Below are 12,442 nucleotides of genomic sequence, written 5' to 3'. Positions count from 1 at the left end.
GGATGTGGCAAGAGAGTTCCCTTTCGGCCAATGACTGGCCGAAAGGGGAGGGGGATTCTGATAGGTTAGTGCGCGCCACCGCCTCCGCCACCGGTGGTAAAAGGCGGTTTAGCGAACCAGACCAGCACCAGCAGCACCAGAAATACGCCCGCAGCAGCCCAGAAGATCTCGTTGGCAGAGATAATCAGCCCCTGCGCCGTAATCTGCTCTGCGATGTAAGCCGAGGCCTGCGTTTGACTCATCCCCATTGCCTGAAGCTGTTGGTACGTTTCCTGCGCTATCGGATTATACGGTGTGATCGATTCCGTCAGGTGCGCGTGGTGCAGCGATTCCCGCTGCGTCCAGAGCGTGGTGGTCAGTGAGGTTCCGATCGAGCCTGCCAGCGTTCGGGCAAAGTTCGACAGACTTGATGCGGCAGCCAAACGTTCAGGCGGAAGGCCAGACAGCGTGATGGTCGTCAGCGGCATGAAGAAGCAGGCGACGGCAAACCCCTGCACGAACTGCGGCCAGGCTGACGCGCCGAAATCCATGCCCGGCTCGAAGGTATATGCACGCCAGTAGAAGCAGACGGCGTACATAATAAAGCTGAACGTCACCAGTTTGCGCATATCCAGACGCGGTGCGAATCGACCGATGATCGGCGACAGCACTACTGGCATCAGCCCAACGGGCGCGGATGCCAGTCCAGCCCAGGTGGCGGTATAGCCATACACTTCCTGCAATAGCTGCGGCAAGAGTACGATCGCCCCGAAGTAAAACATATAGGCGAGGCTGATACATAGACAGCCAATGGTGAAGTTACGCGATTTAAACAGCGACAAATCCACCACCGGGTGGTCGTCTGTCAGTTCCCAGACGATGAGGAACGCGATCGCAATCACCGCCACCACGGTGAGGGTGATGATTTCCGTCGAGTTAAACCAGTCCAGCTCTTTGCCGCGGTCGAGCATCATCTGGAGGCTACCGATGCCGACAACTAACAACGCCAGCCCGATGGTATCGATAGGCCTGATCTCGGTTTTGGTTTCCCGCCCGCGCAGCGTTTGCAGCGCGATAAACACCACCGCGATACCGAGTGGGACGTTAATGAAGAATATCCAGCCCCAGTGATAGTTATCGCTAATCCAGCCGCCCAGAATGGGGCCACAGATCGGCGCAACGACTACGGTCATTGACCACAGCGCCAGCGCGATGCTGCGTTTCGCGGGAGGATAATTGCTTAACAATAAACTCTGTGACAGCGGGATCAGCGGCCCGGCAACGATCCCCTGTAATACACGGGCGAAAATCAGCATTTCCAGGCTGGTGGACACACCACACAGCCAGGAGGTCAGGGCGAAGAGCGCGGTTGACCATAGAAAAAGGCGGACTTCACCGAACCGCTTGGCTAGCCAGCCAGTGATAGGAATAGAGATGGCGTTAGCGACCCCGAACGAGGTGATAACCCACGTTCCCTGTGAGTTGGACGCACCCAGATTACCGGCGATGGTCGGAATAGCGACGTTGGCGATGGTGGAGTCCAGTACCTGCATGAACGTTGCCAGCGACAGCGCAACGGTCATCCAGGCCAGACTCGCGCCTTTAAGCGGTTTTCTCTGCACGTTTCTCTCCTGGTCGATTAACCGGCATTCGCCTGAATAATGGCGCTAATGTCTTGGTTAACGGGGGTGAGATCCAACGTCAGCGCATCACTTTGGTAGGCTGGTGTGGTGCGTGACGTTTCTGCTAACGCGCTGCCTTCGGTATTGGCGGTATCGACATTCACTAAAGCAGACAGGCCGATACGTAACGGATGCTCGGCGACCTGCTTCGGATCGATCTCAATACGCACAGGTAGGCGCTGGACGACTTTAATCCAGTTTCCGGTCGCGTTCTGGGCTGGCAGCAGAGAAAACGCGCTACCGGTCCCCATATCGAGGCCGACCACTTTTCCCTGATACACGACATCGTCACCGTAGATATCCGCGATCACGGTAGCGGGTTGGCCGATGCGCATGTTGGCTAACTGTGTCTCTTTGAAGTTAGCATCGATCCACAGATGATTGGCGGGCACCACAGCCATCAATGCTGAGGTCGAGGAAATCCGGGCACCAATCTGCACGCTGCGGCGTGAGATGTAGCCGTCAATCGGGCTGACGATTTTGGTGCGCTGTAGCGCCAGCCAGGCATCGCGCATTTCTACAGAAGCTTGCTGTATAGCGGGTTGCTTCTCAAGCGGCGTATCCAGAATCATTGCCTGATTCGCTTGATATTGTTGCCTGGCAACTTCCAGCGCGGCTTTGGCGGTTGCGACGGCATCGCGAGCATGCTGTACTTCTTCACGCCCGATAGCATTTGCGCTGCCCAGTGCTTCACGGCGGCTTAAGTCGCTTTGTGCCTTGTTCAGTTCAGTCTGACGCAGTTCAATGTTGGCCTGATATTGTTTGCTGTTGATAATTAGCTGATGCGTTTGGCGTACGCTATTAGCCAATGCGGTTTTTGCGCGCTCGAATGCTTGCTGTGCATCGGTGGGGTCTAGCTCCACTAACACCTGTCCCTGCTTCACAAAATCCGTGTTGTCGACGTTCACATGAGTGACGCTACCCGTAACCTGCGCCATGATCTGAATCTGGTTGCCTGCGACGTAGGCGTCGTCAGTGCTTTGGTGATGCCTGAGCACCAGGAACCAGTAAACCAGCCAGGCACAGCCCAGCACGACGAAAATAAATGTCAGCAGCGATAACACACGCTTGCGCTGCTGTTTCTTGTTTCTTTGAGGCGTCTGCGGCACCTGATTTTCCACACTTTCACTCATGCTGTTCTCTCTCTTCTTATTTTCTTTGTATCGGCCATTGCGCCAGACAGCGTCGTCTGGCGATAGTCACGAATTCATATTGCTGCGCAGCCCGAGGGAGGCTCCACCGGAGCGTGAGATTGCTGTTGCGCTAAGTCGCACGCTGCTGCTGCGGAAAGATCATGTGTATTTTTTGCAGCAAAATTCACCTGCCCGATACCTAGGCATCGGGTCGTTCCGGGTGAAAAAAAAAGGTGCTGGTTATGATTTTTGTTGTTGTTTTTCTGCTATACGTTGCCGAAATCGTCCATTTCATCCAGCCGAACCAGAAGCTTTCTCATCAGCGTTTCAAGCTGCTTTTGCTCGCCGGATTCAAGTGCTGAACAAAGCACATGGAGACTGTCATGCTGTGGCGGAATCAGTTGGCCAAGAAAGGCTTTGCCTTCTTCTGTTAGATGGAGGTGCAGGCAGCGCCTGTCGCTATTGCTTTCGCGTCGCTCTATCCAGCCCCTTTTTTCCAGATCGTCAGCGATGCGTGTCGCATTCGTGCGTGACGACCCCAGCGCAGCACTGAGTTCGGACGGCTGAATACTGTAAGATTCTTGGGATTCCAGCGTCAGCAATGCCATAAAAAGGGTTTCATTAATACCTTGATCTTTCAGCATTCTGTTTCTGTGTTCCAGGATTTTCCCTTGAACATGCATGAATAGACGCAGTAATAAAACTTCCTGACGTGGGAAACCGGGTTTGCGTGAAGCACGCAGATCGAGCATTTGTTCTATAGGAGTGAATGAACTGTCCATTTTTTATATAAACCTCATTAATCACGGTATGCATAGTAACTAATGTTACTAAATGGGTAAACGGCATTCGGGTGGGAAATTGTGCTTATTTATGTGACAGAAAGTAAGCGGAGAATAGTCGAGGGTAAGGATTATTTGCCGCTTACTTTATTTAAATCAAAATCTTATTTGATAATTTTCGCTGCGTGTTCAGAGCAGTTTAAAAGCAATGCCGTAGCACAGCGCCCCCAGTAGCGTCGATAAAACGATACTACGGGTTTTATAAAAACAGGCTGTCAGCGTAATAAAACCCGTCAATGTTGGCAGTAGCTTTTCGTGATGCGCGAGAATATCCGGCACGCTGGAAACGATCAGCAGCGCACAGATCGAAGCAATGCCGATGCTATCAAGCAACAAAGCCTTTTTGCCGCGTTGCAGCGAACCGGAAGCGCGTGAGGCGCTGAGTCTCAGAGGTAAATAACGAAAGAGATAGTTCACTAACCCCACAATCAGCCCGATAAGAATGACTTCTGTACTCATGTGTTCACCTGCGGTGTAGCGGTATTAACCAGCGACGCCAGACAGCCGCTGAGGATACCGAGCAGTATTGCGGCCGGGATGGAGGAGAGCAGCAGCCCAAGCAGTGCGCCTCCTAGCGCGCAGGCTACAACCAGACTCTGTTTCCGTTTGAAGGAGGCGAGCAAAAAACTCAGGAAAAGTGCGGGAAGCATGAAGGATAGCGCCGCTTCGACGGCAGGGTAGTTATCCAATGGGCCGTTACCGAACACGGCACCTATCACCGTGCCGAGTACCCAAGAGAGCCAGGCTAAAAGCGATACGCCCATCATCCACTCTTCTGACCAACGTCGGTTATCTTTCGCCAATCGAGTGGCTGCAGCCGCAAACACTTCATCCGTCAAGCCGAAAGCCCACAGTGCGGTTTTCCGGGTCGGCAGTCGCTGTGTAATGCGATGCCGTAGTGCGGGCCCATATAGCACATGGCGAACATCCATCGCCATGACGGTCAACGCGGCTACCCAGATGGACATACCTGCGCTGAGCAACGCGGTGATGACGAACTGGCTGGCGCCAGCGTAAATGATGCACGAAAGGAAAATGCCTTCCAACGGGGTAAACCCTAATTTGACAGCATTCATGCCAAACGCGAATGCTACAGGCATGTAGCCGATAACAATTGGCAGACTATCAAATACGCCTTCGCTAAAAGACGCCGGTTTTTTCGATATCGCGGTGGTTAATGTATTCACTGGCCTGATAATTTTTGCACTTAAAGGAAATTAACCGGTAACACTAGCAAAGCGTTACCAGAATTTCACGCTATTGCGGAACGGATGTGATGATTTCGCGCGAAATTTTTTCGTTTGCGACGGTCTCAAATGAGCGCGTCGCAAACGGTAGCTGAGTGTTGCTTTGCGGTACTAAAAGAGAAGCGTCATATTGCTATGCGCTCAGAAAAGACAGGAAGCCTGTCTTTTCTGAGTACGTTTAAGCTGGGCGCCATCAGGTTGTTTTTGAGAAAGGGATATTGCCGAGTCTGAGCCAGTGAAAATTACCAACCTGATTGGGTGATGCTGTTCATCGATAATTTAGGACGAGCTGTATCAGCGTTACGACTATAATATCGCTACGTGATTGTCTATTAGGATAACATCCTAGTTATTGCTATATCTTCTTGCAAAATGAAATTCTATAGTAATTCTTATATCTTTTTCGATAGATATAAACTGTGTCCATAATGTTAAATCCTGCACTATTTAGTTTCTGCTCAATATCTTGATCGCTAAAATAATGGTGTATTCTTTCATAATTATCTACATACGTCAGTGTCGCTGGATCGTAAAATGTCGAAAGAATAAAGTGACCATTATCTGACAGTATTTCCTTTACTTTTAATAGATAGGTCAACAAATTTTCATTTGCTTGATGATGAAAGCAGCCATTGTCAATGACAAGATCATATTCATCTATAGGATGCTGAAGAAAGTTGGCGCGATAAAAAGTGATATTATCAAATTGTTCTTGTATCGACCGCCATTCAGGATGATCATAGATATCTATTCCGGTCACCTGACTACTCAGTTCACTATAAATAAGGGTATCAAGTCCGCTACCACAACCGATATCCAATACTCTACTGTGTCCTGATAAGCGAAGTTTTCCTTGTATCAATAACGGCAGAATACGCATGCCAATGTCAGTAGTCCAGACATCGGATTGTTCGGTATAATGCTGCTGGAATGCCTGCTCTATCACCATATTATAGTCTTTAGAATTTAGCATACGATCACATCCCATAAGGCCAGGTATCATAATCTAGCACACCGCACTGACGTACATGAGCCAGTCCGGGGATGTAAGCCTTAAGTACACTGAGAGAATACGTTAAGCGTTCATAGTCTTCTGCGCTATTCTTATCACCATCAAATTCTTTATCTCGAATATTACGGATGATGACATGGTCGGGGATAAAGCAAAGTCTATTATTCTTGGAATAAAAGCCTTTAAGTTGTGCAACCGTATATGCACCTCCATTACCGGCAGAAACGCTGACAATTAAGGCTGGTTTATGTGAAAGCTCGTTACGTTCAGATAGAATTAATAGATTCATTAATGCTGGTGGAATCATTCCGTGCCACTCTGGTACAACGAAAATAATAGCATCACTTTTCGCCAGAATAGAGGATGTTTTTTTCCATTCAGGGCAAGGAATCTCGTCGCTCCAGAACTCTTTATTCCATTCCTGATGCTTGATTTCTGCCAAATCAATCAGTGCGATGTGCGAATCAATATCAATGGTATCGATCAGTGATTTTATCACCTTTGACAGCCGAGATGATTGGCTTTTTTGTTGGGTACTTCCGCTGATAATGACATAGTTATTCATTTTGGTGCTCACTGTGCTCATAATGTGTGGAAGAAAAATGCGGATTTTGGCTTAAAATGAGTGCTAACAGAACCAGGAGTATCACTATCAAGGCTATGTATTTAAAACTTAGAAATGCTGTAAGGGAGGTAAGAAAAAACGTAGATAGGGATATCATCGTACTATTAATAATACGTAAAATACCGCTGATTCTTCCCAGCATTGTGGGAGGTGCACTTTCTTGAATTATCAGATCCTGTGTGACACTACAGGCGAATATTCCCATAAATATGAGTAATTGACCTGATATCAGAGCTGGTATGGAACCAATCTGAAAAAGTGAGATCCCGCCTGCAATCATTAACAATGTTATAAAAAGGAAAATTTTTCTTTTTATTTTCCTAAATAGAGGAACAAGGATCGATCCCAGAAACATTCCGACAGCCCCTATTGCATACATCAAGCTGGCGAATTGATCGCTTACGTGGAGCCTGTTTTTAATGTAAAAGATGATTAATAACTCCAGTCCACCAGTTGCTAGTGTGATGCAGGTGATAAACATCATAAGCAATTTCAAAGCTTTGCTACTACGCACCGTAGCGAGAGATTCTTTGAGTGAATGATTAGTCAGTGCAAGCTTTTCTCTTAGCCCTTTTGTCCGGTGTTGGACAGACTGAAGGGAAGGAATTTTCGTCCAATAATTAGCGACTATAGGGGCAAGATACGTGAGTGCATTAAGCAGTAGCAATGATGTATAACTAAAATACTTAAGTAATAGGGCACCAAGTAAGGGACCAACCATGAACATTGCGGTATGGATTGATGCCAAGGCTGTGGTGGCTTTCACCCGTTCTTTGGCGAATATAACCGGAACAAGTGTCATTTCAGTTGTACGCGATATTTCAAAGCAGACGCTTGTAATCGCGCCAAGGATGCATAGTAAAATAAATGGCAATAACTGCATGCTGTAAAGAGTTGCAATGATAATTCCGATAAAACATTGTAGAAGCAGGGAAATAAAAAAAATATTTTTTTTATTGGATATATCAACCATGCTTCCGACATAAATCCCTGGGAAAATTCGTGGTAAAAACTGACAAACAGTTACGATCGCCATATTCTTAAGGGACGATGTCATATGGTAGACCATAAGAGGCAAAGCCACCATATACATTGCATTACCTAGTCGATCAAAAGCTAATCCAATAGCCCATGCCGTAAATCTTGAATTGTGAAATATTGAATTCACGACAGTCTCCTTGAGAGGTGGCTTTCGCCACCTCGGCTATAAAGTCAATAAACCGTTTCTAAAGAATTAGCCTTTAGACTGAACAATGCGGCGCTTAGGCTTAGTCATCGTATATTCTCCTGATTTAAGTGAACCAACAAGGTTGGCAGTGGGTGTCAAGGTCGAGGCCTCGACGTGAATTAGGAAACATACGTTTCTCTAATTTTATGTAATTTTCCAGAGCGAACTCGATAAGTATTTATAAAGCCGCCTCTACCACCGACAAATAATATAACTTCCTCATTATCACCGGGAAAGGCTGCAAAAGCTTTAGTATAATCAGGTAGGTTTTCTTCAAGATCGACAATATCACCATCGCTATATTGATAAACACCAACCTGATAACCATAACCACCTGCAAAGATATAATCATTACAATAAACACAGGTTTCTTTAGTGCTAACAAGGAACTCTCCAGCTTCCGATTTTACTGTCATATTCGCGGTGTCAATTTCAAAGACTCCGCCTGGTCCTGTGACGAAGAGATGTCCATGTTTATCTGTAATTAACCTTTTCAGGCGAGATTCTAATTTAATGGAACCCAGTATTTTTTGTGAATCACCAGGCATAAATATAATCTGTTGATGAAAGTCACATGTAAAGATTCGCAGACCTTCTTTTGTATAGGCGCAGGCGTAAGAAGGGCCGCTAATATTAATAGTATCTAATAAGTCTCCAGTTTTAACATCAAATTCATACACAACATTGGCATCTGAAGAAAGCATGCATCGAGATTGTTGACAGTTGACAGCCAAGCCTCTAGGAACACCATGCACTTTTTTAACCCACATGATGTGTCCTTCCTGAGTACAACGGAAAAAATCTCCTTTCCGGCTTATACCTATATAAGAACCATCGTTTAGCGGCTTAATATCTTTTACTATGCCAAAACCGTGTCGATGATGCATTCTTTGACGAATTTGAATACTATCAAACTTTCCATTTTCCCACGAGAATATAGCTACTCCGGCGTCGGTTCCTGCATAAAGGCAGTGTTCATCATTTGGATGAGGCTCAAGTATCCAGATGCATTTATTAGAAAAATGGGTACGGTTGACGATTTTCCCATTCGAATCTAATTTAAATATATCTCCAGTTTGAAGCAATGCATAGATATTATTTTTTTCGTCTACAGATGCATGTATTATTTGAAATTCTAAAGGACCAAATACTTTTTCAAGTTTAAAGTCTTTCTCGCTGTTATCGAAAACAGATATTTTACCGTTAAAGCCACCAATAAATATTTTCTCATAATTATGAGAAAAACAGATGAATTCGTTATCTTCATGAGATATTTTGAATTCCTTGATGTTTTCTCCATCTTTATCTATTGATATTATACCCGTATGTACACATTCATCATCACCTAATCCACCATCTTGTGTGGTGCAAAAACGGTCATGTTTCTTATCATAGATAACACCATGAATAACATTGTTGTCGAGTTTTCTTTTTATCAGAAAACTGTTTTCTTCAATGTTACCTATATAAACATTTCCTTCTACATCAGAAAGTGCATGTATACTTGAATTTTCAATACATATGGCATCGAAAAATGATGAGGAAGGTGATTCTCTAATATCTAGCAAACTAAAATCATGGATGTCGATTACAGCGATTTGACCATATCCATTGTTAGTATAAAGACGATCATTTAAAATAGCGATAGCTCTATTTGGCGATGGGGATGGTTCCTCATCTTCAAATAATTTCTCTCTGTCGCATAAATTTTCTGCCTGATAAAAATCGATTGGTTCTAGGGTACTACGATCCCATTTTCCGACAGTTCCAAAACGATCTTTGGTAAAAATATAATCACTATGTAATACAACAGCATTGATTGGTTTATTAAAACCTAACGCCGGTGACGAGCAGATCAAGTTAAGTTCAACATCGAATTTATGCAAGCGTCCCTTAACATCAGAGCAGATAATTTCATTATCTGAGTAAAAAATACGTAACAGTCTGTTTTGAATATTCATTTTACATTCCTTGTTATGCTATTTTTTCAGCCAGTCGGAAACCCATTGCGTAAAGCTCCGAGTCGTATCTGCCGTGACGCCTACGTGTTCTGCAAAGATCACGAAATCGGGTGAAACTTCCGCCGCGTGAGACCGGATAATCACTTCCCTGCGTAATCCAGAGATCATCTTTAATTTCTGAATAACCGCCGTAAGGTTTGTAACCGCCTGCGGTATATTCCTCAACGTTGCCAGCCATGTCCAAATGCCCAAATGGTCCTGTACCATGAGGAAATATGCCGACAGGTGTTGCATCAATAATGCCGCTTTCAACAGAGTTACAACAGCCAGCATGGAACTCGTTTCCCCATGGATATTCCCGACCATCTGTACCTGAAGCTGCATATTCCCATTGTGCTTCAGAGGGTAAATGAAAACATCGACCTGTTTTGCGGCTCAACCATTCTGTATAAGCTGTTGCTGCTTCAAACGAAACGGTGAAGACAGGATAGTTTGCACGCTGGTGAGGATATATCCCGAACGGCCAGCGATCGGGTAGTTCGTCATAGCCAGTATCGATAAGAAAGCAATGATATTCCCAGTTAGTGACGCAAAATTTTCCTAATGCAAAATGCTCTAGTCTAACGGTATGTACGGGGCATTCTTTTCTTATCCAGTCCTCTTCCACACCATATTGACTGAAAAGTTCTGTCACGCTCTTTACCATGTTTTCAGGCAATCCAATTTCTACATCTGCTGCAGGCAGCGTTATCATTTCTGGCTCATAAACACTGATCCGTGGATCACCTTTCAGAGCTAACAAATTTCCTGCTACGTACCTTTCTCTAAAGGTACGATTTTTATCCGCAGTAATGGCAACCAGAAAAGAGCTGTCTGCTGGTGCAAGTGATTGATAATCTGAACCAAGGTTATCCAGTTCGCTCATACAGATATGCGAAGGCAACCCCATTGCTTCTCGGGAATTAAGAGCGTTGATTTTCTTATCTAAAAATTCCGCGTGTTCTGTCACTATTCCCGTTAGAGTTAGGTTTTTCGGTAACTGGCTCATCACGTAATTATTCCGATATTACATATTCACATATGCCTTCATATGTTGAAAAAATAAAATTATCCGCAGTGGATTTAATGCTTGAAATGCCGGAAAAAGAGCGTCGATGCCAATAAGACCATCTTTCTGTTGTTAAATCATAAATACCTACCCAACCGGTATAATTACCGATGGCTATGTATTTATTATTTTTGCTCAGTGCTACACACTTGATTGAATTCTGGCTTGGCGTCTCAATTATCGTTGCTTTCTCATCGTTCCAAATACGTAATTTTAGGTCTCTGCTTATACTGACAAACGTTCCCGAATCCGTTCCATCGCAGCCATTAGCTATCTTGTCATGCGCTTTGGGAATGTATTTATGGCAGCTTAAATCTGATATTTTGTGAAACGCCGCTGCCGAATCTGCACAGACAGAAAATATGAGTGAGTCTGACAAGGCAACACCCTTAATTGCATTATGATGGAGGCTGACGATATCAGTGACTTGGATACGATTATTCACTTCACGGAGAATAATACCTTCTCCTGTGTAAGATCCGACCACGCATAACGAATTATCTCCGCTAGAACTATATGCACAATTAAGTGGAGAATGGTGCTGATAAACCACTTCCCCTGTTCTTGCATCAAATAAAGTTCCCATCTGACCACCCGTTAGCAGTGTTCCTTTAAACTCACATAGGAAATTGCATAAACTGCCCATCTCCGCAACTTTGTTCTCTTCACAGAAAACAGTTCCTGCATCGCCCACGCTCCATAACTTCCCGTTTAATAACTGAACCGCATTCAGTCCATGAGTCGGCTTGATATGTGCCAGTTGCCATTTTTTTTCGGAAATATTGTATTGAGCATAGCTATCACCAAATGATGCGAAAACAAGGTTGTCTTCATCCAAAAATGCACAGGAACGTGGCCAAACGATAGAAGGCAAATCTGTTGTGTGATAATTCTCAAGCCCATCATCATACCGACGCCATAGTTTCATTTTTCGGTCGTAACTCAGGCTAACAATAACTTCTCTATTGTTATCATATATCAGGCGTTTTATCCCCGCTTCATGTGCTGGCGTGGTTTTTATTTTACCTTGGGAAATAGTAATAATTTCGCCGTTATCATTGCCAGCATAAATAGTTCCGCAAGATGCAATAACGATAGTGTCAGTCTCGACCTCATCGAGGTCAATGCACTCAACTTCCTCTCCTGTCTGAGTGTTCCATACCCTGATCGTTCCATCATCGCTAGAACTTATCAGATTATTATTTGCACTCCACTCTACAGAAATAACATCAGCCTTATGGCCTTTAAGATGATGTTTGGTATTTCCTTGGAAATCGGAAATAAGAATTGTTTTATCCCTAGAGCAAGTAGCAATTAAATTTTCTTCAGGGTGAAATGCGGCAGACTCTACATCATCTTTATGTGAATTGATGATCCCTGTTAAACCCATTTCAGGAAAAGACCATATTCTGCAACTATAATCGCTACTAACAGTGGCTATAAAATTTCCACGTGGACTGAAAGTACACTGGTTAACTAAATGATCATGAAATACACGACTAATCGGGGATTTTGTATTGGCATCCCACAAAATAACCCGGTTATCATATCCTGCTGTCAATACCCATTTATTTTGGGCAGTAGCAATCCCACTGATTGGTGCAGTATGTTTGTACATGTATATA

Annotated in this window: 11 protein-coding genes; all 11 read right to left on the bottom strand. The window is 44.8% G+C overall.

Going from position 1 to position 12,442, the window contains the following annotated elements; all coding sequences use genetic code 11:
* Positions 1-65: 65 nt before the first annotated feature.
* The 11 genes from emrB to E2566_RS16560 all read right to left on the bottom strand — a co-directional run bounded on the left by emrB (position 66) and on the right by E2566_RS16560 (position 12,435).
* Positions 66-1,601, bottom strand: coding sequence for a multidrug efflux MFS transporter permease subunit EmrB (emrB, locus tag E2566_RS16610; RefSeq protein ID WP_107171027.1), 1,536 nt, complete (start codon positions 1,599-1,601; stop codon positions 66-68).
* 17 nt (positions 1,602-1,618) lie between these two features.
* A complete protein-coding gene (gene emrA, locus E2566_RS16605) occupies positions 1,619-2,794 on the bottom strand; it encodes a multidrug efflux MFS transporter periplasmic adaptor subunit EmrA (RefSeq protein ID WP_107171026.1) in 1,176 nt (391 codons plus the stop codon).
* A 266-nt stretch (positions 2,795-3,060) separates the two neighbouring features.
* Positions 3,061-3,576, bottom strand: coding sequence for a transcriptional repressor MprA (mprA, locus tag E2566_RS16600; protein WP_107171025.1), 516 nt, complete (start codon positions 3,574-3,576; stop codon positions 3,061-3,063).
* 189 nt (positions 3,577-3,765) lie between these two features.
* Positions 3,766-4,095 (bottom strand): L-valine transporter subunit YgaH, encoded by a 330-nt coding sequence (ygaH, locus tag E2566_RS16595; protein WP_107171024.1) that lies wholly within the window; start codon positions 4,093-4,095, stop codon positions 3,766-3,768.
* Positions 4,092-4,823, bottom strand: coding sequence for an AzlC family ABC transporter permease (locus E2566_RS16590; RefSeq protein WP_107171023.1), 732 nt, complete (start codon positions 4,821-4,823; stop codon positions 4,092-4,094). The genes ygaH and E2566_RS16590 overlap by 4 nt, the downstream gene beginning before the upstream one ends.
* 415 nt (positions 4,824-5,238) lie before the next feature.
* A complete protein-coding gene (locus E2566_RS16585; RefSeq protein ID WP_165800683.1) occupies positions 5,239-5,856 on the bottom strand; it encodes a class I SAM-dependent methyltransferase in 618 nt (205 codons plus the stop codon).
* A 4-nt stretch (positions 5,857-5,860) separates the two neighbouring features.
* Entirely contained in the window at positions 5,861-6,460 is a 600-nt protein-coding gene (locus E2566_RS16580) for an NADPH-dependent FMN reductase (protein WP_107171021.1), read from the bottom strand.
* Positions 6,453-7,688: an MFS transporter gene (locus E2566_RS16575; RefSeq protein WP_107171020.1), complete on the bottom strand. Its 1,236-nt coding sequence runs from the start codon at positions 7,686-7,688 to the stop codon at positions 6,453-6,455. Before E2566_RS16575 ends, E2566_RS16580 begins: the two co-directional genes overlap by 8 nt.
* A 179-nt stretch (positions 7,689-7,867) precedes the next feature.
* Positions 7,868-9,709, bottom strand: a complete 1,842-nt coding sequence (locus E2566_RS16570) for a WD40 repeat domain-containing protein (protein ID WP_107171019.1) — start codon at positions 9,707-9,709, stop codon at positions 7,868-7,870.
* Positions 9,710-9,722: 13 nt separating this feature from the next.
* A complete protein-coding gene (locus tag E2566_RS16565; protein WP_240618666.1) occupies positions 9,723-10,757 on the bottom strand; it encodes a formylglycine-generating enzyme family protein in 1,035 nt (344 codons plus the stop codon).
* A 7-nt stretch (positions 10,758-10,764) separates the two neighbouring features.
* Positions 10,765-12,435, bottom strand: coding sequence for a WD40 repeat domain-containing protein (locus E2566_RS16560; protein WP_107171018.1), 1,671 nt, complete (start codon positions 12,433-12,435; stop codon positions 10,765-10,767).
* Positions 12,436-12,442 lie beyond the last annotated feature (7 nt).

It is taken from the genome of Pectobacterium punjabense, from assembly GCF_012427845.1.
GTDB lineage: Bacteria > Pseudomonadota > Gammaproteobacteria > Enterobacterales > Enterobacteriaceae > Pectobacterium > Pectobacterium punjabense.
This window is presented reverse-complemented; position numbering and strand designations above follow the sequence as displayed.

Bases quoted from the DNA above. Each gene is read 5' to 3' on its own strand.
- E2566_RS16585 (WP_165800683.1), bottom strand. From the start codon at position 5,856: ATGCTAAATTCTAAAGACTATAATATGGTGATAGAGCAGGCATTCCAG.
- E2566_RS16565 (WP_240618666.1), bottom strand. From the start codon at position 10,757: ATGAGCCAGTTACCGAAAAACCTAACTCTAACGGGAATAGTGACAGAA.
- E2566_RS16570 (WP_107171019.1), bottom strand. From the start codon at position 9,709: ATGAATATTCAAAACAGACTGTTACGTATTTTTTACTCAGATAATGAA.
- mprA (WP_107171025.1), bottom strand. From the start codon at position 3,576: ATGGACAGTTCATTCACTCCTATAGAACAAATGCTCGATCTGCGTGCT.
- ygaH (WP_107171024.1), bottom strand. From the start codon at position 4,095: ATGAGTACAGAAGTCATTCTTATCGGGCTGATTGTGGGGTTAGTGAAC.
- emrA (WP_107171026.1), bottom strand. From the start codon at position 2,794: ATGAGTGAAAGTGTGGAAAATCAGGTGCCGCAGACGCCTCAAAGAAAC.
- E2566_RS16560 (WP_107171018.1), bottom strand. From the start codon at position 12,435: ATGTACAAACATACTGCACCAATCAGTGGGATTGCTACTGCCCAAAAT.
- E2566_RS16580 (WP_107171021.1), bottom strand. From the start codon at position 6,460: ATGAATAACTATGTCATTATCAGCGGAAGTACCCAACAAAAAAGCCAA.